Origin of the sequence: Enterobacter cloacae complex sp. S2 (genome assembly GCF_015159675.1) — a bacterium.
In the GTDB taxonomy this organism is placed as follows: domain Bacteria; phylum Pseudomonadota; class Gammaproteobacteria; order Enterobacterales; family Enterobacteriaceae; genus Enterobacter; species Enterobacter intestinihominis.
Genome location: NZ_JADDTS010000056.1, coordinates 25,923 through 49,412, shown reverse-complemented (window position 1 = coordinate 49,412; position 23,490 = coordinate 25,923). Strand labels below are relative to the sequence as shown.

Here is a 23,490-nt window from a genome sequence, read left to right as displayed (position 1 = left end):
TGCAGCCTGCTGGTACGTGCGCTGCCTTTTATCGGCCCGCCAGCTTCTGTATGGCTTCACGGACAGGAGCATCGCCAGACGTCAGCTCAATGATGACGCGGCTGACGGCAGGTTGCTCAATGAGTTCAGCCAGCGTAGCCGCCACGTCATCACGGGGCACGTTACCATACGGGATGGCCAGGCCGGCACGTACATAACCCGTACCAGTCTTATCCTGCAGCGCGCCGGGGCGCAGGATCACCCAGTCAAGCTCGCTTTGTGCTAGTTCCACATCGGCCATTTTTTTAACACGCATATAATTTTCGAATGATTCAGAAGTGGTTTCTCCCCGTGCGGACTCCGGGAATGCAGAAACGAGCAGAAAGCGAGACACACCGGCACTGAGGGCGGCAGCTACCGACTTTTTCAGCCCTTCGCCGTCGACCGCATTGGTCATCTCCTGTCCCCCCTTACCGCCGGCACCGGCAGTAAACACCACTGTATCACTACCTGCAAAGTGCATCGCCAGCGCAGCTGCATCCAGCTCTGTCAGGCTCCCACTGACGGGCTCAGCACCCAGCTCGCCTAGCAATGCCTGCTGCTCTGGCTTACGGTAGAGGGCACGAACAGCATGCCCCCTACCTGAAAGGATCCTGCACAGACGCTGGCCGATTTTGCCTGCACCACCGATAATGAAAACATGAACCACAGTTGTCTCCTTCTGGGGTTATGATGTGTCCGAAATTATAACCTGACATCAGGTCAGTTCCTTTGAGCCTGACCGATTGCACTGCATGCTGCTGCCAGCACCAGACAGCTGGTCAGATACTCAGTTGTTCTTATAGCTGAGAACAACAGCCGTACCGATTTAGCTCTCCCGTCACGATGAGAACTCCTGAACCGGTTACACGCAATGCCGGCCAATATCTTCCGTTATATTCGAAAGATCCACGCAAGTTACTGAAGTGCGAGGGACGCAATGTGTACCTTGAACGAACTGAAGTCAGCGGAACCCTGAAGGTTCGATTCCATAGCGTTCAGAAAACTGCTTGCTGAAGCTCGATAGTGAATTGTAACCCACCCGCCCCGCGACCGTTTTTACCGGCAGCGTCGATGTCATCAGCAGGCGGAGAGCCTCCGCGATACGTGCATCGGCGATAACTGAGCGTAAGCTGGTTGACTCACTGGCCAGGTGGCGCCGAAGCGTGGGGCCACTGAGTCCCGTCAGATCTTCAATTTCAGCAGCACTCCAGGGATGAGCCGGTTTGTCCGCTACCATCTGACGGATTTTCATGGCCAGACTTGGCTGCCGGGCTCGCAGCAAAGCATGGTATCCCATGCCATAAAGCCAGAGCACCACTTCAACCATGGCGTGCAGGGAAAGCGGACGCTTCCCTTCCCGCATTGCGGCTGTCCAGCGGTTAAGGGGTGAAAGAAGAGCTGATACGGAAATGGCTGCGATGCTGCCGGTGTCCTGTGGTGGTGGTGCGGCAAGTAACAGCCTGGCTGCTTCAAGCTGTTCCTCCGCGAGCACCACGCTCAGGGCAACAAACTCACCACTTTGTTCTGAAGGGGCATATTCTATATCGATGCTACGGGCATTCGGGACGACCATAATCTCGCCCGGGATCACCCGGTGCCATTTCTCATTTTCACGATACCGGAATTCTCCTTCCAGCGGGAAGGAAAGGGTCGCACCTTCCACCTCGAACTTCTTTACCTGATGCGTCTGTTCTGCGCGAAGGCAATCGCAGGGAAGTGGAAAACGGGAGCGTGCCAGGGTAAGAAGCTCAGCGAGGAGATCATCAACGGGAGAATCGGAAAAGCTGACTGTTTGCATATTCATCCGGAATTTGACTTTGACCGCTATTATACGTCGCCATATACAAAAGCATACAGCGACGCGTGCGGTTGTCTATTCCCGGATGACAAAAATCAGGCCGATTATAGTTATTGCCATACCCACAAGCATGGGCAATGTAATGGCCTCTCCAAACAGCAACCACGCTTCAGCTGCCGTGAGAATGGGAACCAGGTAAAAGTAAGTAGCGACTTTGGTTGCTTCACCGCTTCGTATCATAAAAATCAGCAACATAATCGCCAGAACCGATACGCCAATAACCAGCCAGCCCAGACCCAGCGCAAATGATAAGCTCCACTGCGTCGGAGCAGATTCGAACATCAGGCTAATTGCACCCATCGATATTGTCAAAGTGACGTACTGTAAAAACGTGTTCGCAAAGATATGTCCATCTCCCTGAGCACGGCGCTGATAAAGCGCTCCGATCGTTACGCCAAATAACCCCAGCATGACCGACCCAAAAGCCACAGGATCCAGTGCAAAACTATGCTGGCCTGGCGAGAGCACCAGGAAAACGCCCGCAAAGCCAATCGCAATACCCAGCCATTTCCGGGGATGCAGGGACTGACGGTGCATGAGTGAAACCAGTATTGCAGTCAGTACCGGCTGCAGGCCGGTGATGAGCGCCACAATGCCTGACGGCATGCCACGATGGATGGCATAAAAGCATCCGCCCAGAAAGAAGCTCTGCAGGAAAAGTCCGACAATCAGGTTGCGAACCATTCCTCTGCCGGACGGAAAACGGGCCCTGAACCCCAGTGTAAGCAGCAGAAGGACCAGACAGGAAAATGCGCCACGCAGGAATAAAAGATGAAACGGCGCGCTGTACTGCACGGTAAATTTGGCTGCGACAAACCCTGACTCCAGAGGAATACAAAAAGCCAGGGCGCAAGAGTAATGAGCCATTTTTTTGTGAGGCAGTGATATTCATAGTATTGCAGGTGGGTTCTTGTCGGGCGATATGAAAGGGGATCTTCCCGGTCACTATTGTGTGCACCGGGAAGGAAGGTGATCAGACTGCGGGTGACCACAGGTCGTAATTCAGTGCGAAGCTGTTACCTTCACGGATAACCTTACCGGTAGTAGGCAGGTTGAAGTGCATACCACTGACAGCCAGGTTATCGCTCGCTGCGCGGTCAAGCACTTTGCTACGGATGGCCGCCGCCGCCGCAGGATCGCTGTCGAACGCGATAGTAACGTCAGGCTGAGCAACCTGAATGTGCGGGAAGTGAACAATATCACCCCAGATGAGCAGCGACTCTTTTTCATCACCCAGCAGATAACCGGTATGTCCTGGTGTATGGCCGAACAGCGGTACAGTCTGAATACCTGGTAAAATCGCTTCCTCGCGGAATGGCACCAGTTTGTCGTCATAAGCGCTGAAGGCGTTCCTTGCTACTTCAAAGAACGGCTTGAATGCGTCAGGCGCGCCAGCGGAAATGGTTTCATCACGCCAGAAAGCGAGTTCTTTCTCATGCACAAACAACTGCTGAACATTGCGGAAAACGGGAGTCTGCAGGGGGCCTGCAAGCCCGCCGATATGGTCAGGATGCGCGTGAGTCAGGAGAAGGGTATCAATCTGAAGCGGGTCAATGCCTGCCGCGGCCAGGGCTACCTGAAGCCGACCGCCCCAGCCATTGATACCTCCGGCACCACTGTCAATCAGGATGGTTCGCTCAGGCGTCTGGATAACGTAGACGTTGATATTAATACGGGGTACTGCTGGCACACCGCGCTTCTGCAGTAAATCCTCGGCACGTGAGCCGTCAATACCAGACAGCAGCTCAAAAGATACGTCCAGATAGCCATCACTCAGCATGGTCACAGTCATGTCACCTACTTTTTTGCGATTGATAGCCGGGGCCTGCCAGTTCAGTTGTGAAGTCATATTGGTCTCCGTTACGATTAGAGGTCATCAGGTTTTACTTTAGCAATAGTAACGAAATTTCTGGTTCGAACTGCTCATCCTGCTACGTAAACCGCTCATTCTTAAAATCCGGAGCACAGCAGGTTATATTGCTTTTGCCTTTCTCATGTAAGGTGTCGGTATTATCTTTACCGGAGCCTGTAATGGACATTATTGGAATTATCATGTCGGCGGGAAAAGCCTCTGACCAGTCCTCAAGCACCCGACAATAGTGTCCCGCCTCAATCCCCGCCAGGGCAGAAGACTCCGGCAGGTAGGCCAGGCCGTAGCCATCTTTTACTGCCTGAAGCATTGGATAAATGCTTGAAAAAGTAAGCTGCCCGTCCACTTTTTTCACAATCTCCCCCTGCCTGACAAATTCCCAGCCATACAGCGGGCCTGTGGGTGACAGACGTATATTGATGCAGTCATGTTTTTCCAGCTGAGAGGGATGTAGCGGCAGACCTCTTTCTGCAAGATAGGTGGACGATCCAATGACGACAAACCGTATGTCCGGTGCGATTCGGACGGCCACCATATCCTTTAATATGTCATCACCAATTCGGACTCCGGCATCAAAATTGCCCTCAACAATGTCGACAAAACCGTTCTGCTGCGACATTTCCACCTTGATATCCGAATATTTTTTTAGTAACGGTGACAATCGTGGCCAGAGACATTCATGAATCATGTGATCTGATACCGTAAGTCTGACCAGCCCAGCCGGTGTATGGCGCAGTCTCTGAAGAGCTGTCACGCCCGCTTCAATGCGCGCAAGACCGGGTTCAAGCGTCAGTAATAATTGTTTACCGGCTTCGGTGACAGCCACCCGCCTGGTTGTACGCATAAGTAACGGCATGCCAACGCGCTCCTCGAGACGACGTATCGTGTGTGAAAGCGTGGATGCCGAGATCCCGAGGCGGACAGCAGCCCGTGAAAAACTGCACTCCTGTGCTACTGCCATGAATGCAACATAGTCATTAAAATCGTGACGCATACCGTTCCCGTTCAGGATCTCCGATAACATTATCAGAACCATTTAGGTTCATGATGCCGATTCTGTGAGCCATCAGGCAACCCCCCCGTTCCGCTCATCCGATCATAATTTTTATAAATCTAGATATTGGTAAATCTCAATATGTGGAATAAAGTGTCGTGGTTCTGCGGCTACATCGGCCGAACGACGACATGCCAGGTCGTAAATGCTGAGACATGGCGTTTCAGTGATATTGAAAATTCGCTATATCAGGATATGTAATGAAGACGAAAAACCTGTTCTCTCCCACCAGACTAGGTCCCTACACCCTGAAGAATCGTGTTGTACTTCCGCCTTTAACCCGCTCACGGAGCTCACAACCGGGTGATATTCCGAACGAACTGATGGCTGAATATTACGCACAGCGCAGCAGTGCCGGGTTTATGGTGACCGAAGGAACACAAATCGAACCTCGTGGGCAGGGTTATGCGTGGACCCCGGGGATCTACAGCTCACGGCAAGTGGAAGGCTGGAAGAAAGTGACGCGGGCAGTGCATGAAAAAGAAGGCATCATTTTTGCCCAGCTCTGGCATGTCGGAAGAGTATCCCATAACTCCCTGCAGCCATGTAACGCCTCGCCTGTCGCTCCGTCGGCGATACCGGCAGGGGAAAACGTTAAGGTATTCATCGAAACCGGGCCGGGAGAGGGTGCGCTGGCTACCGCTTCCTGCCCCCGCGCACTGGAAAAAGAGGAAATTAGTGAGATTGTCAGGATGTACGCCGGGGCAGCTCAGAACGCCCTTGATGCCGGTTTTGACGGTGTGGAAATTCACTGTGCAAATGGATACCTGGTTAACCAGTTCATGTCATCCCATAGCAACAAAAGAGAGGATGAATATGGTGGCTCATTACATAACCGGCTGCGGTTTCTGCGCGAAGTGACGCAGGCTGTCGCTGATGTGGTCGGTAAAGACCGTGTGGGAGTCCGTTTTGCTCCGCTCTTTCAGACCACGGATGAAGTAAGGGTCTATCTTGGCCTGGTGGAAGATGATCCCCATGAAACCTATACCGAAGCCGTTAAAATTCTTGAAGAAATCGGAATAGCCTATATTTCTCTTGCTGAAGCCGACTGGGATGATGCTCCCGAATTGCCTGAAGCATTCAGAGCTGAAGTCCGTAAGTTATTCAGCGGTGTAATTATGTATGCCGGGCGATATACGCAAGAAAAAGCCGAACGGATTATCGGTGCTGGCTGGGGAGACATTATCGGATTTGGCCGCCCGTTCATAGCTAATCCGGATTTACCGCAGCGCCTTTATCATGAATGGCCACTGAATCCGGTCGATCCAACAACCATGTATGGTGGAACGGCAAAAGGCTACACAGATTATCCCGCCTTTGGCTAACCATTCTTATGAGCATCAGCTTTTCAAAAGCTGATGCTTAACGTAGAGAAGTATCGTAACATTGCAATTCCTCAATGCGACAAGTGACAGAGTTTATGCCTGATATTGATTTGAATGACGTGATTAAGGCGCTGGGAAACCCTGTTAGAAGAAAAATTCTGCATATGCTCAAGGAACCGAAAATACACTTCCATCAGCCTTATGCTGATGCGGACGAGTTCGGTGTGTGTGTCAGTATCATTCAGGAAAAGGTCGGGCTCTCACAGTCTACCGTTTCTCTTTACCTCTCAGCTCTTCAACGGGCACAACTTGTTACTTCTCAGCGCATCGGTCCCTGGACGTACTACAAACGTGACAATGATAAAATAAGGGTTGTTCTTGAGTTGCTGAAAAATACAATCTGATACAGGACTGAGCACATTCAGTGTAACAGTACCGGGGGTTCGTACTTGCGATCCCGGCAGGCATTCCATGAAAGCGCACTAATTCCTCAATATCAGGCTGCAGACCGGTCATAAGAGGCTAATAGTTTTGCAAAATATCCACCAGTTTGGGTCAAATCACTCTGTCGGTTGGTGTGCATACTCGGTGCAAGGACCTGCAGATATTTAAGATGGCGGATAGCTTGTTACAGTGCCGCTGATGACATTCCGACCCTGTTGCCGTCCGGGTAAGATAATACCTCTGACAGCGGTCATAAAAGCCCAACATAATTGTCTTTCGAGCCATATATTAATCGCTCATCGCGCTCTCTTTTTCGAAGAGGTGTCACTTAATCATGATCGGTCAGTACAAAAAGACAGTGCTTTTCCAAATTCCGGACGGTTGTATGCGAAAACGGTGAAGCTCAACAAATGGTGTCATCGCTGTGCAATGCTCTGCGGGCTCATTCTTTCAGTTAACTGTTTGGTTACAGCTTCAATGAAGTATTTCAGTTAATTCACAGCGAGGGTTTGAGGAAACCACGCTGTGATTACCCAACGCTCATCCGGAGCATCCGGATTGAACTGTCGCTGGAGCTTGTTGGGCGACACGATACTGGCCTCGCCTTTACATGCCCTCGGGCTCCGGTATCCGACCTGAGCCTTTATCCCGACACGTTTCATCAGTCGCCAGACTCTGTTCACTCCGCACTGTTGCCCGCTGTCCCGCAGATCCAGATGGATTTTGCGATAACCATAGACGCATCCCGATTCCAGCCAGAACTGTTTAATCTGTCCTGTCAGTCTCAGGTCTGCCTGATGGCGTTGTGAATGCGGCTGCTGAAGCCAGGCGTAAAAACCACTGGGATGTTCATCCAGCACCCGACAGAGCAGGCGAACAGGCCAGCAATAGGTGTTGTCACGAATAAAGGCGTACCTCAGTCGGACAGCTTTGCGAAGTACGCCGCGGCTTTTTTTAATATGTCCCGTTCGTCGGTAACCCGCTTCAGCTCTTTCTGAAGACGGCGGATCTCGGCCTGAGCATCTGACTGTTCTTTATTAGTGGAAGAATCCGGACCGTAGTTCTTTATCCAGGCGTAAAGGCTGTGGGTGGTGATATCGAGACGCGTTGCAACGCTGGCAACAGAATAACCGCGATCAACAACCTGTTTGACTGCTTCAATTTTAAACTCTTCAGGATAACGCTTACCGCTCATGGGCACCTCTCTTTAAGTCATCTTAAATGACTCTGAGGTGTCTGTTAAACCTGTGGCGATTCACCTCGCGTCCTTCCGTTCAGTATAGCCTCAGTCCCTGACACCACCCGAGAACGGAATGACGTCCCCTTTCTCCCTCCCGGTGTTGCGTTCAAGCTCCCTGACATACTGCTGTAAAAGTATAAGGTTATGTAACAGCTCTACATTTTCAGCCATCATCTTTTTGATTTCTTCCCTCAGCTCATTTCTCTGACGGCGATACTTTTCTTTCAGCTTGATCTGCTGCTCAATGCCCTGCTCATCAACCGGCGCGGTGCCCTGGCACGTTTTTTTCAGACTGCGGATAGCCTCCCTGACCTGCCTGTACTCAGGACAGTTATAATTCAGGGTGCCGTTTGCCAGCCCCGCTCGTTTTTCCACAGCATACTGGCTGATACGCTCCCCTGATAACATCAGTTCCCTCAGGGCCTGCTCTGCTCTTGCCTGTGTTTTTTTAACCCCCGACTGTTCGTTCGTCATGCTCTATTCATCCTTTTCAAAAAAACGGACAGCATCTGCATAAAAATCTCTCTCAAGCATCAGAAAATCCCTGTCAGCCTGAGGAGCATTATTTCGCACGGCAATCTCCAGAAGGTTGTCATAATGAGCCATCCTGCGTTTCCACACGGGAACAGAATCAGCTCCGGCCAGCATGTTCTCACATCCCGGATTGCAGGACGCTGACTGAACAACCGCCTTAAACTCGCAGTCATGGCCATTCATGCAATAAAAACCGTTTCCAAGAGATACCAGTTTTTGCCCGCCTCGTTTAGCCATGCTCATCGCTTTTTTCAGTGTAGGAAACGTCATCTGATGTAAGTGCCCACCTCTCTGGGACATCAGTAACTTCCCGCCTTCGCCATAAAGCAGGCCTTCATGCTGATAAGAAACAGCCCTGGAAGCTGAGAGTTCGGTATCAACCCTCTCAATCTCGGCAGCGAATGCCTGAGGGATCGCCCGGCTAAAATGCGAAGCGTTGAGTGCACCGGACATATACCACTCCGTCATGCCTCTGATTAAGTGCTTAAACTGCCGGATAAGATCATTAGTAGAAATCAGATCAAGACGCCTGAGGTGTACAGCAAGTGAACGGCGAAACTGATGGGTTCGCAATGGCCAGAAAGCCCCCTCCCGAATCTCCATCGCAACGCGTTCATCATCACGTATGTTTGGATTTAAAAGCCTGAACTCATCAATATGGTCACGTCGGATGAACAGATGGTGTCTTTTCACAAATTTCTTTGCCCACTCAGTCTGGCGCTGCGTCCCCATAAAAGAGAGTTTTTGCTCCGAGAACCACGACCTGATATTTAAAGACAATGGAACATTGTCCAGCGTCTTCCCGTCCAGGCCTGTCATGATTTGATTAATTCTGCGTAAATGCTGAAAAGGCTTTTCCACATAGCGACAAACAACCCAGTCTTCGTGACTTCCACCTTCCGGGGCGAACTTATGCAACACCGAACGAAGTCCCAGGATATCACCATCATAAATCAGTGAACCGTGCATCACGCCAAGCACTTCGCTGTGTCTCATCCCCGACATGGCCTGTATCACATTCATGACTTTTAACGTCAGCTCAAAATGCCAGGTGTTCAGCTTTATGTGATCAACGCCAATAAAATCAGATCTCCAGCGCTTATTTTTATGTACCGAGAACCAGCCCTGCATCCCGGGGCCAAGTGTCGCGAAAAGCGCCCGAATTTCCCCGGCAACAATATTGTAGTAATACGCGGCCCGGTAATCCGGTATGCTTTTTGCTGTCCCTCTTTTACGGGCTTCCAGCATCGACGTATAGTAAGGCGAATCATAAAAACCGTTTATGATAGCGCACAGCCGGGAAAACCCGTCAAAATCGAAATCACTGATTTCAGCATCCAGTTCAGTAATCAGCCCTTCCCAGACAGACATCATAAGACTGAAAGGCATACAATATGTCTGGTTTGAATCATCCACACTGTTGTAACTGTCGAAGCTAATATCAGGAAAGTAACCGTATTTTCGAAGACGGGTATGACCTGTCAGCGAGATATCCGCCAGGTCCATAAAGTAATTACGTAATGTTCTTTCAGAACGCTTCCTGCCGTGCTCATCCTCCTCCTTCATCTTTACAATGAAAGCATTCCGGACAAGCGGAAAACGAAGCTGAAACAGACTGCGATACCCCATAGACTCAATAATACGGGCTCCCGCCACAATGTTTGCACATTTCCGGATCAGGGACTGCGTCTTCGCGGTCCTGCCGACAATCCAGAGCAGGCTGGCTGAGATGATTTTGGCTTCAAGACGCAGTTCAGGATCCCGTATGCCTGAAAAATTAACGGTTCTTAACGTTTCACCAATATGGGTTCTGACATAGCGATTGGTCCAGACATCATCCCTGAAATAAATATTCAGCGTCTCCTCATTGATAAAACGCATATCATGTTCATCTGAGCTGGCGATAACCAGGCAGTTATTCAGACGTTCAAAGCTTTTGTTTTCTAGTGCCTCACAGATGATATCCTCAGTCGGAAACTCATCCCCTGAACGAAGCGGCGTTCCGGCAGGAAACTCCGCCATTCGACTACGGCTTACCTCTTTTTTCTTCAAATCTGCCATACCGGAGCCACACCTTCTCGCTGAAGTTTAACGCGCGCTTTTTTCAGGGTCGCCTCATCTACCAGCCCAAGCCGTAAATCAATCTTCAGGAGTAACGTTTCATAACGCTCCACAGCATTGACCGAACCGATGTACAACGGTTTTCCATACTCGATAGCATGCCTGAATGACAGCAGGAGCCATACAGACTCCAGCGTTTCCACAACGCAACTTTTTGAACATTCGACACAATGAGAAAAATCCGCACAAGCCTTTGGTGTCCGGCCAAATCGTTTTTGCTTTTTTATAAAGCGCAATTCAATATCTGTAGGCGGCTCCTGCGATCGACATCCCAGGCCATTCAATAAAAGATCCACACCCTCATCGCTTCCACGCAGATCGATCCCCAGCTCATCAGCAACTTTTACCCGCTCGGATAACGCACGTGTCGCAATCCCCTGATTCATAAGCGTATCAAGTGCAGCACTGAAGTTTTCCTTCGCCCCCTGTGGGTTACCTGCAGCATAATTCCGCCTGTAAGTGCCCCAGTTATGCTGTGCTTTTTCCGCCGTAATCAGACCATTCTTTAATGTTCTGTCCGTATACTGCTCAGACGTTTTGCGCAAGCCAGAAACGGTAATTGATGGAAGCGAGGGATTAAGCTGCCGCATCGTGGCCCACGCCCCCTCAGAGTTAGAAAATTTAGTCAGATGACTGGGATTAAGAGAATAAAGCTTACGGAATTTCACCTGCGGCTCACTCAGAAACAGCGCCTGTACCGGAGGGAAGTTATCTGCGGAAACCAGATAGTTAACGATGTCGTCCCTGAGCCTGATAAAAGACAGAAACCAGTAATAGCCCGCACGTTTGGTCACATACTCCGATTTACCTATCGTCAGACGTATATACTTATTCGCTCTCCCCTTATAAACATAATCAGTGCTGATACCCTTTTCATCCAGATGTATATCATCCCGCGTCAGACCCAGAACCTGAGAGGTGTTTCCCCATGTGTGGTAACAGAACAGAAAAAAAGAAGTAAGAAAGTAATTTTCCAGAACGTCCCTGATGATGATCTCTGCCCTGCTGACCCCGTTCTCTCCCGGATACCGGAAATACGCTTCATAAACAGGTGCCAGCAAAGACGGTGAGAAATGCCGCACCCCTTTTTCCGATTTAGCGATATGCTCCCGGATACATCCCGCAAGGAACTCATTCATGGATGACAACTGCCTCAGGATCTCGGAAAGTTCATTCCTGGTATAGCTATCCCTTCCCTGCTGCTGATACGTTCCTTTCGGTAAGAATTCATATTCATACCGCCTCTGAATCTGCCCGCCCGTAAGCAAAAACCGGTTGACCACGGACAAGTAGTGTCTTGCCATCCTGACTGAAATTTTTCGCCGACGAATATCGTTCATGAGATGTTTAATATACATTTCAACGCCTTCAGCCGTGCCATAGTCATACTGATTGACTGACTGCCATATAAAAAACATATTGAGATAACGGAAAATGGTTAACCTTCCGGCGGGACGGTAAGACAGAAGAAATCGTTTCAGAGAGGCAATAAAATCGCGTTTTTCAGGGCGGGCAAGATGCGAATGTTCACTAAACCATCCGGGGAGCAACACATAATCTGAAAAATGAGCCTGAAGATAAACGTCAAGTAAATAATATCGGTTCAGATCCCGCTGAGTGATGTGTCCGCTGACCGTCTCCCATGACAGCACATTTTCGGCCATCCACGTTATCTGCGTTTCACTCCGGCTCATATATGGCTCCATCGCGACCTGCAGCACCGTCAATCAATGCGTCCATGACCCCGGCGACTGCATCAGAAATCTGGTTTTGCTGAAGAAAGACGATGTATTTCATCGTCGTATTTTCGCTTTTATGGCCCATCCAGTATTTTACTGTACCCAGCGCATTTGCGGCCTGATCGGGATAGCAACTCAGTGCCGAGCGTAAAAAATGGGTCGCAAACGTTGCCCGCAAATCATGGGGTTTATGTCTGAACACATTTCCCGGAGCAGACCGGGCCAGGCGATGGCGAAAACTGTACCAGCGGGAGTAAAAGGCTTTTTCAGACATCCGTTTCCCGTTTGCCATTAAAAATAAAGGCTCGTGCCGCCCTTCCCCACCCTGTCGTGCACGCCATTTTTGGATCTTCTTTTCATACTCCTCATCCGCCAGATAATCCAGAACCTGCTCGTACAATCGTCTGGTGATGAAGAGTTCTCGCGTCATCCCAAACTTCGTATGAACTCCGCATCTCGGACCAATATGAAGCCCCCTGATGGTCAACTCAGATACAGGGACACTGGCAAGGTACTCTTCAGTAAAGAGTGACGACGGCAGGGTCAGCATTTCATCCAGCCGTAACCCACAATTTTTCATCAGCACAATCATTAAACTGAACAACCCGGACTCAGATTTCAGTGCCTCATCCAGGATATGAACCTCTGCATCATTCAGTGGGTTGATTGTCCTTTTTGTTGTGCTGGTTATCCTGATGGCAAGATCCGAACTTATCACCTTGCGTCGCCCGTCAACGACTTTTTCGACCAACGTAAAAAATGAGCTGGCAGCCAGCTCACCACACTTGCCCAGAAATACGTAAAACCGTCGGATAACGCTGATGTACACCGCCGCGGTGGATGAGGCGATGCGCCCCTGCCTTACGGCCCCCAGAAGATACTCCCTGAAGCCATATGTAGGGCTTTGGTATTTCAACGTTCCCGGGGTGAAAGGGTCAAGTCCGTTATCCTCCAGCCACCTTATCCAGCGTAAAAATGCCCGGGCTAAAGGCTTTAAATCCCTGGCCTGCAGGATAGCTTTATCCATAAGATAAAAGTGTACATATCGGCTCAGTTTTCGATTCTGGATGCCGCTAATATAAGGTATTTCAGCATACAGAAATCCGGGTTCAAATTTCAGTTTCGGCTCTGTTGCATCCAGTTTGCTGACACGCCCATAACGCGCATGAATGTTAGTGATTATCCTCACAGTCTGTCGCCCTGAAACGCCACCTCATGCCTACACTATAAATCCGGAAGAAGAAAAAACAAACAACCAGGTTGCCGGGAGTGAATATGCAAATCAGGAGGAAAGTAAAAGATGTAACGACACCATCACGATGCAATACATTGACCTCAACACGTTACCCGGACCATACGTGATAAACATCACAAATCCTTTGAGTGAAGAACTTAAGATGTGATTTTCATTTCCCGGCACAAACCGTGCCCTTAAAAAACAGGCAACGGATACATCTTAATGCCAGAAGTAAACCTTAATTGATTGAATACAGCCTGAGTCCATTGCAAAAATAACACACAGGGTAAATTCGCATATACAGAACCCAACGAAAAGCAAAAGAAACCTGTAACACATTTCGTTTACCTGTCACTTTCAATTGTAAAAGCCAGCAGAAAAAGCGCATATAACTATATTTATCCCTGCGGGGACTTTTGTTTGTGCTATATATTTTTTACAGAGAACCGCAACGCGTCCAAACACAAGAATATATTTACCTCTGGAAAATGGTCTGACTCCCTTTCACGTGGTTGTAGTGACCTGTTCTGTGATTCATGTAATGTCTTTTCTGGATGAGGAAAATATGTCATCACTGATATTTTATACAGACGAAGCACAAGCACTGATTGTAACAGATACCCTTGCCGTCACCGATAATGGGGAGCCGTTATCTTTTGTTTCCAAAGCAGGTTACATCCCCCAGCTAAGAACCATCATAGCAGGTACGGGGGCAGGTGGATTTTCTAACACCTGGTTGCTTGAAGCATCAACCAGAATGGTCGTATCAGGTATACAAAATCTCAATTATCATACATCGGCCTGTCTAAGGAGGCTGTGGAAACAATACAAGCATGACCATGCAATTCCCTCTTCTTCAACGGTGACAACCAGTGTTTATCAGTTCGCAATTTGCGAGGAAACAGGAAATATCGTTTCGTTCGCCTATCGCTCAGTCCATGATTTCGAATCAGAGCAATTACAATACGGAACAGGAGTAAAACCTGAGTGCCAAATCCTGGATGGGGATTTGTTGCAGACAATTCCTGTAATGATGAATGAACAAAGGGCTATACAGGCGACATACTCACACCCGGAACGGATCCATATTGGCGGTGAGATGATTGCGCATTATCTGACATCATCTATGTATCAATGCTTTAAGATTGGGGAATTTGAGGATTTCAGAACTCAGGGAGAGTATATATTGAGCAGGATTTAGGCAAAACGCGGTTCAGATAAAGTGCTTTTAACAGGCTTGCTGAACATTAAAAGGATATCTCTCAATTACGATGAATAGCTTGAATTCTAAAAATAGAAAAGTAGAGTTTAACTCTAAATACATAAAAACAAGAGTAAAGGAGCACCCGCCGAAGCAGCCGCGCATGATGTTGACCGAGAAGCGGATCATCTCGTACGCCGGAATACGGCTGTTGCCATATGACGGATGCGGCACACGCTTGTACGGCAGGGCAAAAACGCTGTCCATCTCTTCGGTAGAGAGCGGGATCGCCGGCGGGTTAACCCAGATATAACGCTCGCCGTGCTTTTGCATCAACGCGCGGGCACAGCCCGGGTTGGTTTCATGGTGCAGAATACGGGAGGCGTGTGCGTAGAGCACCTTGTCAGCTTTGACCTTCTCATATGACGGCAGCAGCACATAGGTCTTTTCCCACGGCTTCGGACGCGGCGGCTGCACCACCACGGCCTTTGCTTCCGCTTTCTTCGGCTCAACTGGTTTGTTATCCGCGCACGGCAGATCGTCACCGTACGGATGCGGGATAGGGTCGATTTTGCCCGGCATATCGATAATGCGGGAATCCACCCCGCTCCAGCCCGGCAGCGCCTCTTTCACCATGATCGCGGTGTTGCGCACGTCGCGGATCTCGCTGACCGCTTCACCCTGCGCCAGGCGATGCGCCACTTCCACCAGCGGACGCTCGCCGTTGCCGAAGATCAGCATGTCGGCTTTCGAATCCACCAGCACCGAACGGCGCACGGTGTCAGACCAGTAGTCGTAGTGCGCGGTGCGGCGCAGGCTCGCCTCGATGCCGCCCAGGATCACCGGCACGTCTTTCCATGCTTCTTTGCATCGCTGGGTGTAGACGAGGGTCGCGCGATCGGGACGTTTACCCGCCACGTTATCTGCCGTATAAGCGTCGTCATGACGCAGCTTACGGTCCGCGGTATAGCGGTTGATCATCGAGTCCATGTTGCCCGCGGTCACGCCAAAGAACAGGTTAGGTTTACCCAGACGCATAAAGTCGTCTTTGCTGTTCCAGTCAGGCTGAGAAATAATCCCCACGCGGAAACCCTGAGCTTCCAGCATACGGCCGCAGATCGCCATGCCAAAGCTCGGGTGATCGACATACGCATCACCCGTCACCAGAATGATATCGCAGCTGTCCCAGCCCAGTTGATCCATCTCTTCCCGGGACATCGGCAGGAACGGCGCCGGTCCAAAGCAGGCTGCCCAGTACTGGGGCCAGGAGAAGAGGTCGCGATCCGGCTGGATCAGGGAAATTGCGCTCATAATGCTTCCGAAGAAAAAATAGACAAAAGGAGCGGGATTATACGCTGGTTTATCGGGGGAAATGAAGGGGTATTTATTGCCCGGTGACGCTACGCTTACCGGGCCTACGGGCCTGTAGGTCGGGTAAGGCGAAGCCGCCACCCGACTCGTTTTACGGTGCCGGATTCACCAGCATCTGCCCTACCGACCCCCTGTCCATCATCTCCAGCGTCTGGCTGTGGAACAGGAACGGGAAGTGCGGCCATGACGGCTGTCCATAGTAGACGAGCAGTTCTACCTGCCCATCCACCCAGACGGTGTCTTTCCAGCCCCTGTCTTCCGGGAACGGCATCGCCCCGTTGACGTTGCGGATCAGGAATGACACCCCTTCAATATGGAACGACTGCGGCATCTCCGAGCGGACGGTCCAGCGCTCCCAGGTTCCCTGCTGGGCGGTGATATCAATACGGTTTACGTCCCACAGCGCGCCGTTGATGCCCGGATCGTCGCCAAGGCTGATATCGCGACTGCGTACTGCAGGGCCGGTCACAATTTCCTGCGGCAGCAGGCGCATCGGCAGACTGTCGGTCACCAGCGGCAACAGGCCGGTCGGGCGCAGCGTCAGCACCAGCGTGGAGACCAGAACGCTCGACGGTTCAAAGAAGCCGCGAATGCGGTCAACAATGCTTGCCGCTTCGCCGCAGGTCACGGACACTTCATCCCCGTTGGTCATATCCACGAGGATTTCACGACGTTCGCCCGGCGCAAGCGCCAGCTGTTTCACCGACACCGGCGCAGGTAATAACCCCTGATCGCCTGAAATCACATGCAGGGCGCGGCCGTCGCTCATTTGCAGCAGGTAGCGGCGCGAGTTAGAGGCATTCAACAGACGCAGGCGCACCCAGCCACGAGACACTTCGACATACGGGCTTTGCGCGCCGTTAACCAGCAGCGTATCGCCCACAAAGCCACCGCTGCCCGGCTCGCTGTACTCCGGCGTACCGAAGTTATCCAGACGCTTGTCCTGAATAATGATCGGGAAATCATCAACACCGTAGTGATTCGGGATCGGCAGCGTTTTACTGACCTCATCTTCAATCAGCCACATCCCGGCCAGGCCGTTATAGACCTGCTGGGCGGTGCGGTTCGGGGTGTTGGCGTGATACCACAATGTCGCCGCGCTCTGACGAATCGGGAGGACGGGCGCCCAGTCGGCATTCGGCGACATCATGCGCGCCGCGCCGCCCATCAGCGGCCCCGGCACCTGCAACCCACTGACGGTCATTGCGACATTTTCCGTCATCCGGTTACTGTAGATGAGCTTGACGTCATCCCCATTCCACACGCGAATGGTCGGCCCGAGGTAGCGTCCGTTAATGCCCCATACCTGCGCGCGCGTTCCCTGGGTAAAGGACCAGTGGCTACGCTGAAGCGTGAGGAATAGCGGCTGTCCGCGACGGGATTCAATCAACGGCGGAATAGGCAGCGGCTGTTGCTGCCCGGCGGCGCTGGCTGTCCGCGGCATCGCACCCGCACAAAGGGCGATACCCGAAGCCTGAATAAACTGACGCCGACTGAGTGACATATAAGCTCCATCTGAAACGACTAACAACGCGGGAATTCGTTTTCCCTTGAACGAAACCGGGTTAAATCTTACCGGCGGCTTCTCGCTCTGCAACTTCTTTATCGAGCTGTGCAATGTGCTGAGCCATCAGCTCGCGGCAGTGCGTGGCCAGCTCGCGCACCTGGTCTTTACCGTATTTGGAGGTATCCACCGGCGGTAGCATTTCGACAATGACCAGTCCGTTTTTCAGACGGTTAAGATTAATCTTATTCGATGTATTGGAAACGCACACGGGAATAATTGGAACGCCTGCCGCAATTGCAGCATGAAACGCGCCGGTCTTGAACGGCAGCAGGCCGCGACCGCGGCTGCGCGTCCCTTCCGGGAACATCCAGATTGAGATCCGGCGCTTTTTAAACTGATCCACCACTTCCGCAATGGTGCCATGCGCTTTCGCACGGTTGTTGCGGTCAATCAGCAAGTTACCGGTGAGCCAGTACAGTTGGCCGAAAAGCGGGATCCACAGCAGGCTCTTTTTCCCGACGGTTACGGTCGGCGGAATAACAATATTTGAGGCCGTCACCATATCGTAGTTGTTCTGATGGTTAGCGATATAGATGGCGTTACCGAAATTCTCCGCCCCTTCAGGCAGACGCTTTTCAACCTTCAGGCCGAACAATGGCGCAAGGCGACCAAACATGTGCCCGAACGTCGCGACATGTTTTGGGTTACGCGGGCTGAACAGGCAATAAATCGATCCGAAAATACAGACCAGAATGCAGTAAATAACGGTAAGAATAAGACGAACAATGTATAGCATAGCGACCTCTGAAGCCCTGACAGCTGACAATTATACTTCACCTGTGGCCAGGTAAGGACTTTATTACGAGCGCGTATTGTTAATCGCAACGCACGAATTAACAACGTTTTTACGGGAAATTTTATGGTAATCCCCCTCCGGAAAGAGGGGGGGATGAAACAGCTTACTCTTCGCTGTCGTCCGCTTTGCTGCGCGCCGGCGAGTCGATCTCCACGCGGTCGATGCGCTGCAGGCCACGCATCAGTGAGCCGCGACGTCCGCGCTCGCCAACCACCTTCTGCAACTCTTCCGGACGCAGTTTGATCTTACGTTTGCCGACATGAATGGTCAGCGTGCTCTGCGGCGGCAGCAGGAAGAGATGCGCCAGGCTATCTTCGCCTTTTGCCGCTTCCGCTGACGGGATACTGATGATCTTGTTGCCCTTCCCTTTCGACAGCTCCGGCAGATCGCTGACCGGGAACATCAGCATGCGTCCGGCAGCGGTGATCGCCAGCAGCATATCGCTTTCGTTCTCGATGATCAGCGGCGGCATGACGTGGGCGTTATCCGGCAGGCTGATCAGCGCTTTACCGGCGCGGTTACGCGACACCAGATCGTTAAAGGTGCAGATAAAGCCGTAGCCAGCATCAGACGCCATCAGCAGTTTTTGATCGTCGGCTTCCATCAGCATATGGTCAACCGTGGCGCCCGGCGGCAGCGTCAGCTTGCCGGTCAGCGGTTCGCCCTGCCCGCGCGCGGATGGCAGCGTGATCGGATCAATGGCGTAGCTGCGGCCCGTGGAGTCGATAAACGCCACCGGCTGGTTGCTCTTGCCCTTCACCGCCGCCTTGAAGCTGTCACCGGATTTGTAGCTCAGACCCGGCGCGTCGATATCGTGGCCTTTGGCGCTACGCACCCAGCCGCTCTGGGAAAGCACGATGGTCACCGGCTCGGACGGCAGCATGTCGTGCTCGTTCATCGCCTTCGCTTCTTCGCGCTCATGCAGCGGAGAACGACGGTCGTCGCCAAAGGCGTCGGCATCGGCCTGCAACTCTTTCTTCAGCAGGGTGTTCATCTTGCGCTCGGACGCCAGAATCGCCTGAAGCTGATCGCGCTCTTTTTCCAGCTCGTTCTGCTCGCCGCGGATCTTCATCTCTTCCAGCTTAGCGAGATGGCGCAGCTTCAGTTCGAGGATCGCTTCAGCCTGGGTTTCGCTGATGCCAAAGCGCGACATCAGGGCTGGCTTAGGTTCGTCCTCGGTACGAATGATCTCAATCACTTCGTCAATGTTGAGGAACGCCACCAGCAAACCTTCGAGGATATGCAGGCGCTTAAGCACTTTCTCCAGCCGATGGTTCAGACGGCGGCGCACCGTATCGCGGCGGAAGGCCAGCCATTCGGTGAGGATCTCCAGCAGGTTTTTCACCGCCGGACGACCGTCCAGACCAATCATGTTCAGGTTGATGCGGTAGCTTTTTTCCAGATCGGTAGTGGCGAACAGGTGGTTCATCACCTGCTCCATATCCACGCGGTTAGAGCGCGGCACGATTACCAGACGGGTCGGGTTTTCGTGGTCCGATTCGTCGCGCAGGTCGTCCACCATCGGCAGCTTTTTATTGCGCATCTGGGAGGCAATCTGCTCCAGCACCTTCGCGCCGGAGACCTGGTGCGGCAGCGCGGTGATCACCACGGCACCATCCTCTTTGGTCCATACCGCGCGCATGCGCACGGAGCCGCGGCCGTTCTGGTAGATTTTACGGATTTCCGCACGCGAGGTGATGATCTCGGCTTCGGTCGGATAGTCCGGCCCCTGCACGATATCCAGCAGATCGTCCAGCGAGGTTTTTGGCTGCTCAATCAGGGTGATGGCGGCTTTCGCCACTTCACGCAGGTTGTGCGGCGGAATGTCCGTCGCCATGCCCACGGCGATACCGGTCGTGCCGTTCAGCAGGATGTTCGGCAGACGCGCAGGCAGCATTTTCGGCTCCTGCATCGTACCGTCGAAGTTTGGCACCCAGTCGACCGTACCCTGCCCCAGCTCGCCCAACAGCACTTCGGCATATTTAGACAGGCGGGATTCGGTATAACGCATCGCCGCGAAGGATTTCGGATCGTCCGGCGCCCCCCAGTTCCCCTGGCCATCCACCAGCGGATAGCGGTAAGAGAACGGCTGGGCCATCAGCACCATCGCTTCATAGCAGGCGCTGTCACCGTGCGGATGGTATTTCCCCAGCACGTCACCAACGGTACGGGCGGATTTCTTGAACTTGGCGGTCGCATTCAGCCCCAGTTCGGACATCGCATAGACGATGCGGCGCTGAACGGGCTTCAGGCCATCCCCGATAAACGGCAACGCCCTGTCCATGATGACGTACATGGAGTAGTTCAGGTAGGCGTTTTCCGTGAATTCATGTAGCGCGAGGCGCTCTGCCATATCGCTCATTACGTGTGATTCCTCAACTCAGAAACCGATGGGTTTCAGGCAATATTGCCGCAGATACTACCTCATCTGGCGAGTTGAGTCACAAAGAAAAAGGGCCGCTCATGCGGCCCTTTCCGGGTTATTTGTTCAGCTTGATAACCTGCTTCACGTCGATTTCAAACTCGTTCCAGTCTTTATCGATTTTACCCTGGAGTTCGACTTTATCCTGTGGCGTCACCGTCACGCCGTTCCAGCGCTTGTGGTCGATCTCCACCACCACCGTGCCGCTTTCATCGCGGAAGGTGTAACGGTCATCGGACAGGCGCTCGGTAATATTACCGCGCAGCTTCACCCAGCTGTCGTCCTTCATATCTTTGACTTTAGCCGCGGTAGTGAGGTTGGCGTTATTATCGACAAAGCCACCCTGCTGGGTTTGCGTCTGGGTCTGTGTCGCAGATGGGCCAGAGAAGCCACCCTGTGCAGCAAAAACAGGGGCAGTGGTCATCATCATAATGGCAGCAATTGCAGCGTATTTTTTCATCTTAATCTCTCCCTTTAATGTCGTTTCATAATCCATTAAACAGGGTAAACCTTAACAACTTCTTAAGGGGAAAATTTATTTATTTTTACTGTACAGCAGGCGCTTGCAGAAGGTTTACTGACGGCATCAAGGAGGAAATATGCGCATTTTACTGGTAGAAGACGACAAGCTCATCGGCGATGGCATCAAAGCGGGCTTAAGCAAAATGGGCTTTAACGTGGACTGGTTTACCGACGGTAAAACCGGGCAGGCGGCCCTGTACACCGCGCCGTACGATGCCGTGGTGCTGGACCTGACGCTGCCGGAAATCGACGGGCTTGAGATCCTGCGCGCCTGGCGCGAAAGCGGTAAGAGCGAACCGGTGCTGATCCTCACCGCGCGGGATGCGCTGAATCAGCGCGTCGAAGGGTTACGCCTGGGGGCGGATGATTACCTGTGTAAGCCGTTCGCGCTGATTGAAGTGGCAGCCCGCCTCGAAGCGCTGGTGCGCCGCAGCCACGGGCAGGCGCGCAGCGAGCTGCGTCACGGCAAGGTCACGCTCGATCCGGCAAGTCTCGTCGCCACGCTGGAGGGCGAAACGCTGGTGCTCAAACCCAAAGAGTTCGCCCTGCTGGAACTGCTGATGCGCAACGCGGGCCGCGTGCTGCCGCGCAAGGCCATCGAAGAGAAACTCTACAACTGGGATGATGACGTCTCCAGCAACGCCGTCGAAGTCCACGTTCATCATTTACGCCGCAAGCTCGGCAGCGAATTTATCCGCACCGTGCACGGCATCGGTTATACCCTGGGTGACGCATGAAACTGACCCAACGCCTGAGCCTGAAGCTGCGCCTGACGCTCCTCTTTTTGCTGCTGTCCCTGGCGGCCTGGTTTGCCGCAAGCGTGGTGGCCTGGCACCAGACGACCGACAAGCTCGATAAGCTGTTCGATACCCAGCAGATGCTGTTTGCCAAACGGCTGCTGACGATGGACGTGGACGAACTCCGCGCCCCGGAACGCATGCGCGAGGTGCCGAAAAAAGCCAAACACGGCCATCTTGACGACGATGCGCTGGCCTTCGCAATCTTCACCGCAGACGGCAGCATGGTGCTTAACGACGGTGAGAACGGGCGCGACATACCTTATCACTACCGCCGGGACGGATTTGATGACGGTCGGTTGCAGGATGATAACGACGAATGGCGTTTCCTGTGGCTGACCTCCCCGGACGGGAAATACCGCGTGGTGGTTGGCCAGGAGTGGGAGTACCGACAGGATATGGCGCTGGACGTGGTCAGCTCGCAGCTGACGCCGTGGCTGGTGGCGCTGCCCGTAATGCTTCTGTTGCTGATTGTCCTGCTGAGCCGGGAATTGAAACCGCTGAAAAACCTGGCGCAGACCCTGCGTTCACGCTCGCCGGATGCGACCGATACGCTGCCCACCCACGGCGTGCCGACGGAGGTTCGCCCGCTGCTTGATGCGCTTAACCATCTTTTCGCCCGTACGCAGGAGATGATGGCCCGCGAGCGCCGCTTCACCTCGGATGCCGCTCATGAGTTGCGCAGCCCGCTTGCCGCGCTGAAGGTGCAAACCGACGTGGCGCAGCTTTCCCTTGACGATCCCGAGGCGCAGTCTAAAGCGCTGGGGCAATTGCATGCGGGCATCGACCGCGCCTCCCGGCTGGTGGATCAGCTTCTCACCCTGTCGCGCCTGGATTCACTGGATAATCTTGATGACGTCGAACCCGTGATGATGGCCGATTTGCTGCAATCCGCGGTGCTGGATATCTGGCATCCGGCGCAGCAGGCGGGCATTGATATTCGGCTCAACGTCAACGCGCCCGAGGTGATGCGTCACGGACAGCCGCTATTGCTGAGCCTGCTGGCGCGTAACCTGCTGGACAACGCCGTTCGTTACAGCCCGCGCGGCAGCGTGGTGGACGTGACGCTGAACACCCAAAGCTTTACCGTGCGCGACAACGGCCCGGGCATTTCAACCGATGCGCTGGCGCGTCTCGGCGAGCGCTTTTATCGTCCACCGGGCCAGGACGCCACCGGCAGCGGTCTGGGGTTGTCTATCGTGAAGCGCATCGCGGCGTTACACGGGATGCGCGCCTCGCTGGGCAATGCGCCTGAAGGGGGCTTTGAGGTGACCGTCAGCTGGTAGCCATTATTGCGCTGAGCGCAAAAGACTTTGCACATTTTGCTTATTTTTCCGCTCCGTCCTCGCGCGTAGAATACCTGGCATACTC

General features: G+C 52.7%; 18 protein-coding genes and 2 pseudogenes. 5 read left to right on the top strand and 15 right to left on the bottom strand.

Annotated features, from left to right (window positions below):
* Nucleotides 1-28: 28 nt before the first annotated feature.
* The 5 genes from IPZ49_RS21655 to IPZ49_RS21635 form a co-directional block, all read right to left on the bottom strand.
* Nucleotides 29-688 (bottom strand): SDR family oxidoreductase, encoded by a 660-nt coding sequence (locus IPZ49_RS21655; RefSeq protein WP_007897903.1) that lies wholly within the window; start codon nucleotides 686-688, stop codon nucleotides 29-31.
* 294 nt (nucleotides 689-982) lie between these two features.
* Nucleotides 983-1,819, bottom strand: coding sequence for a helix-turn-helix transcriptional regulator (locus IPZ49_RS21650; protein WP_023279881.1), 837 nt, complete (start codon nucleotides 1,817-1,819; stop codon nucleotides 983-985).
* Nucleotides 1,820-1,894: 75 nt separating this feature from the next.
* Nucleotides 1,895-2,746, bottom strand: a complete 852-nt coding sequence (locus IPZ49_RS21645; protein ID WP_023279882.1) for a DMT family transporter — start codon at nucleotides 2,744-2,746, stop codon at nucleotides 1,895-1,897.
* Between the two features lie 106 nt (nucleotides 2,747-2,852).
* On the bottom strand, nucleotides 2,853-3,728 hold the full coding sequence (locus IPZ49_RS21640; RefSeq protein ID WP_017384065.1) for an MBL fold metallo-hydrolase: 876 nt from the start codon (nucleotides 3,726-3,728) through the stop codon (nucleotides 2,853-2,855).
* A gap of 82 nt (nucleotides 3,729-3,810) precedes the next feature.
* Nucleotides 3,811-4,743 carry a LysR family transcriptional regulator gene (locus IPZ49_RS21635; RefSeq protein WP_158002126.1) on the bottom strand — a complete coding sequence of 311 codons (933 nt, stop codon included), beginning with the start codon at nucleotides 4,741-4,743 and terminating at the stop codon, nucleotides 3,811-3,813.
* A gap of 260 nt (nucleotides 4,744-5,003) precedes the next feature.
* On the opposite strand from IPZ49_RS21635, the gene IPZ49_RS21630 reads away from it, so the two are divergent.
* Both IPZ49_RS21630 and IPZ49_RS21625 read left to right on the top strand, forming a co-directional pair.
* Nucleotides 5,004-6,128: an alkene reductase gene (locus IPZ49_RS21630; RefSeq protein WP_023279877.1), complete on the top strand. Its 1,125-nt coding sequence runs from the start codon at nucleotides 5,004-5,006 to the stop codon at nucleotides 6,126-6,128.
* A 95-nt stretch (nucleotides 6,129-6,223) separates the two neighbouring features.
* A complete protein-coding gene (locus tag IPZ49_RS21625; protein WP_032415288.1) occupies nucleotides 6,224-6,532 on the top strand; it encodes a helix-turn-helix transcriptional regulator in 309 nt (102 codons plus the stop codon).
* A 546-nt stretch (nucleotides 6,533-7,078) separates the two neighbouring features.
* Here IPZ49_RS21625 and IPZ49_RS21620 read toward each other — a convergent pair.
* The 5 genes and pseudogenes from IPZ49_RS21620 to IPZ49_RS21600 form a co-directional block, all read right to left on the bottom strand.
* Nucleotides 7,079-7,767 (bottom strand): annotated as a pseudogene (locus IPZ49_RS21620) (IS3 family transposase); the annotation flags it as partial.
* A gap of 90 nt (nucleotides 7,768-7,857) precedes the next feature.
* The gene (locus IPZ49_RS21615; protein ID WP_017384060.1) at nucleotides 7,858-8,286 is read right to left on the bottom strand and encodes a hypothetical protein; all 429 of its coding nucleotides are present in this window, start codon (nucleotides 8,284-8,286) and stop codon (nucleotides 7,858-7,860) included.
* 3 nt (nucleotides 8,287-8,289) lie between these two features.
* The gene (locus IPZ49_RS21610; RefSeq protein ID WP_017384059.1) at nucleotides 8,290-10,407 is read right to left on the bottom strand and encodes a hypothetical protein; all 2,118 of its coding nucleotides are present in this window, start codon (nucleotides 10,405-10,407) and stop codon (nucleotides 8,290-8,292) included.
* Nucleotides 10,395-12,161, bottom strand: coding sequence for a hypothetical protein (locus tag IPZ49_RS21605; protein WP_007897920.1), 1,767 nt, complete (start codon nucleotides 12,159-12,161; stop codon nucleotides 10,395-10,397). Before IPZ49_RS21605 ends, IPZ49_RS21610 begins: the two co-directional genes overlap by 13 nt.
* On the bottom strand, nucleotides 12,148-13,395 hold the full coding sequence (locus IPZ49_RS21600) for a site-specific integrase (RefSeq protein WP_007897923.1): 1,248 nt from the start codon (nucleotides 13,393-13,395) through the stop codon (nucleotides 12,148-12,150). Before IPZ49_RS21600 ends, IPZ49_RS21605 begins: the two co-directional genes overlap by 14 nt.
* A gap of 613 nt (nucleotides 13,396-14,008) precedes the next feature.
* Between IPZ49_RS21600 and IPZ49_RS21595 the strand changes: the two genes are divergently transcribed.
* Entirely contained in the window at nucleotides 14,009-14,644 is a 636-nt protein-coding gene (locus IPZ49_RS21595; protein WP_023279901.1) for a hypothetical protein, read from the top strand.
* A 135-nt stretch (nucleotides 14,645-14,779) separates the two neighbouring features.
* Here IPZ49_RS21595 and IPZ49_RS21590 read toward each other — a convergent pair.
* The 5 genes and pseudogenes from IPZ49_RS21590 to IPZ49_RS21570 all read right to left on the bottom strand — a co-directional run.
* Nucleotides 14,780-15,955: pseudogene (locus IPZ49_RS21590) on the bottom strand (YgiQ family radical SAM protein); the annotation flags it as partial.
* Between the two features lie 151 nt (nucleotides 15,956-16,106).
* Nucleotides 16,107-17,519 (bottom strand): cell division protein FtsP, encoded by a 1,413-nt coding sequence (gene ftsP, locus IPZ49_RS21585; RefSeq protein ID WP_063147132.1) that lies wholly within the window; start codon nucleotides 17,517-17,519, stop codon nucleotides 16,107-16,109.
* 61 nt (nucleotides 17,520-17,580) lie between these two features.
* Nucleotides 17,581-18,318, bottom strand: a complete 738-nt coding sequence (plsC, locus tag IPZ49_RS21580; protein ID WP_022649406.1) for a 1-acylglycerol-3-phosphate O-acyltransferase — start codon at nucleotides 18,316-18,318, stop codon at nucleotides 17,581-17,583.
* Between the two features lie 163 nt (nucleotides 18,319-18,481).
* Entirely contained in the window at nucleotides 18,482-20,740 is a 2,259-nt protein-coding gene (parC, locus tag IPZ49_RS21575) for a DNA topoisomerase IV subunit A (protein WP_023298608.1), read from the bottom strand.
* Nucleotides 20,741-20,858: 118 nt separating this feature from the next.
* Entirely contained in the window at nucleotides 20,859-21,260 is a 402-nt protein-coding gene (locus tag IPZ49_RS21570; RefSeq protein ID WP_022649408.1) for a YgiW/YdeI family stress tolerance OB fold protein, read from the bottom strand.
* 139 nt (nucleotides 21,261-21,399) lie between these two features.
* On the opposite strand from IPZ49_RS21570, the gene qseB reads away from it, so the two are divergent.
* Entirely contained in the window at nucleotides 21,400-22,059 is a 660-nt protein-coding gene (qseB, locus tag IPZ49_RS21565; protein ID WP_022649409.1) for a quorum sensing response regulator transcription factor QseB, read from the top strand.
* A complete protein-coding gene (gene qseC, locus IPZ49_RS21560; protein ID WP_022649410.1) occupies nucleotides 22,056-23,405 on the top strand; it encodes a quorum sensing histidine kinase QseC in 1,350 nt (449 codons plus the stop codon). The genes qseB and qseC overlap by 4 nt, the downstream gene beginning before the upstream one ends.
* Nucleotides 23,406-23,490 lie beyond the last annotated feature (85 nt).

Excerpts from the sequence above, each read along its gene's own strand:
- IPZ49_RS21650 (WP_023279881.1), bottom strand. The coding sequence starts at position 1,819 with ATGCAAACAGTCAGCTTTTCCGATTCTCCCGTTGATGATCTCCTCGCT.
- IPZ49_RS21645 (WP_023279882.1), bottom strand. The coding sequence starts at position 2,746 with ATGGCTCATTACTCTTGCGCCCTGGCTTTTTGTATTCCTCTGGAGTCA.
- IPZ49_RS21640 (WP_017384065.1), bottom strand. The coding sequence starts at position 3,728 with ATGACTTCACAACTGAACTGGCAGGCCCCGGCTATCAATCGCAAAAAA.
- IPZ49_RS21635 (WP_158002126.1), bottom strand. The coding sequence starts at position 4,743 with ATGCGTCACGATTTTAATGACTATGTTGCATTCATGGCAGTAGCACAG.
- IPZ49_RS21630 (WP_023279877.1), top strand. The coding sequence starts at position 5,004 with ATGAAGACGAAAAACCTGTTCTCTCCCACCAGACTAGGTCCCTACACC.
- IPZ49_RS21625 (WP_032415288.1), top strand. The coding sequence starts at position 6,224 with ATGCCTGATATTGATTTGAATGACGTGATTAAGGCGCTGGGAAACCCT.
- IPZ49_RS21615 (WP_017384060.1), bottom strand. The coding sequence starts at position 8,286 with ATGACGAACGAACAGTCGGGGGTTAAAAAAACACAGGCAAGAGCAGAG.
- IPZ49_RS21610 (WP_017384059.1), bottom strand. The coding sequence starts at position 10,407 with ATGGCAGATTTGAAGAAAAAAGAGGTAAGCCGTAGTCGAATGGCGGAG.
- IPZ49_RS21605 (WP_007897920.1), bottom strand. The coding sequence starts at position 12,161 with ATGAGCCGGAGTGAAACGCAGATAACGTGGATGGCCGAAAATGTGCTG.
- IPZ49_RS21595 (WP_023279901.1), top strand. The coding sequence starts at position 14,009 with ATGTCATCACTGATATTTTATACAGACGAAGCACAAGCACTGATTGTA.
- ftsP (WP_063147132.1), bottom strand. The coding sequence starts at position 17,519 with ATGTCACTCAGTCGGCGTCAGTTTATTCAGGCTTCGGGTATCGCCCTT.
- plsC (WP_022649406.1), bottom strand. The coding sequence starts at position 18,318 with ATGCTATACATTGTTCGTCTTATTCTTACCGTTATTTACTGCATTCTG.
- parC (WP_023298608.1), bottom strand. The coding sequence starts at position 20,740 with ATGAGCGATATGGCAGAGCGCCTCGCGCTACATGAATTCACGGAAAAC.
- IPZ49_RS21570 (WP_022649408.1), bottom strand. The coding sequence starts at position 21,260 with ATGAAAAAATACGCTGCAATTGCTGCCATTATGATGATGACCACTGCC.
- qseB (WP_022649409.1), top strand. The coding sequence starts at position 21,400 with ATGCGCATTTTACTGGTAGAAGACGACAAGCTCATCGGCGATGGCATC.
- qseC (WP_022649410.1), top strand. The coding sequence starts at position 22,056 with ATGAAACTGACCCAACGCCTGAGCCTGAAGCTGCGCCTGACGCTCCTC.